Below are 962 nucleotides of genomic sequence, written 5' to 3' on the forward strand. Positions count from 1 at the left end.
CCGCCGGTGTTGTCGTTCGGCCAGGAGCGGTTGTGGTTCCTGGATCAGTGGCGGCCGGGCAGCGCGGCCTACAACGTGCCGATCGTGCTGCGGCTGTGCGGTGAGGTCGACGGTGATCGGATGCGGGCGGCGGTGGAGGCCGTGGTGCGGCGGCACGCGGTGCTGCGTACGACGCTGGTCGCGGAGAACGGCCGTCCTCGTCCGGTGGTCGGTGAGGCCGGTGTGCCGTGGTGGGTGGTGGATGTTCGTGGTGAGGGTGAGGCGGCGGCTTGGGAGCTGGTCCGGGGGGCGCTGGCTGAGCCGTTCGATCTGGGTGCGGGGCCGCTGCTGCGCGCTGGTCTGGTTCGTTACGACGGCGGCGGCTGGTTGTTGTGGCTGTCGATTCACCACATCGCCTGCGATGGCTGGTCCCTGGATGTCCTGCTCGATGAGGTGACCACTCTTTATGGGGGTGGGGATGCGCTGCCGGAGCTGCCGGTCAGCTATGCCGACTTTGCTGCCTGGCAGCGGCGTGGTGTTGATGAGTCCGGTGTGGGCTGGTGGCGTGAGCAGTTGGCCGGGGCGCCGGCGCTCACTTCGTTGCCGGGGGATCGGCCGCGGCCGGACACTCAGTCCTGGGCCGGCGCCAGCTACCGCCGGCCGATCGATCCCGCGCTGGCCGAGCGGGTCGGCGCGTTCGCCGCTGCCAATTCCAGCACTGTTTTTCAGGTGTTGTTCACCGCGTTCACCATCGTGCTGTCGCGCTGGAGTGGCCAGAGTGATCTGGTCGTCGGCACTCCGGTGGCTGGGCGTTCGCTGCCGGAGCTGGAGAAGCTCGTCGGCTTCTTCATCAACACCTTGCCCCTGCGCACCCGGGTGGATGAGCACGCGACCTTCGCCCAGGCGCTGGCCGCGACCAAGACCGGCACCGTGCAGGCGCAGACGCACGCCGACATCCCCTTCGAAACCCTCGTCGAGGCGCT

Annotated in this window: 1 protein-coding gene; it reads left to right on the forward strand. The window is 69.0% G+C overall.

The window, feature by feature from the left end; translation table 11 throughout:
* The coding region (locus V5E28_RS49015) for a condensation domain-containing protein (RefSeq protein ID WP_336217193.1) at nucleotides 1-962 on the forward strand (962 nt) is incomplete at both ends.

The sequence above is a fragment of the Nonomuraea sp. LPB2021202275-12-8 genome (genome assembly GCF_037044575.1).
Lineage (GTDB): Bacteria > Actinomycetota > Actinomycetes > Streptosporangiales > Streptosporangiaceae > Nonomuraea.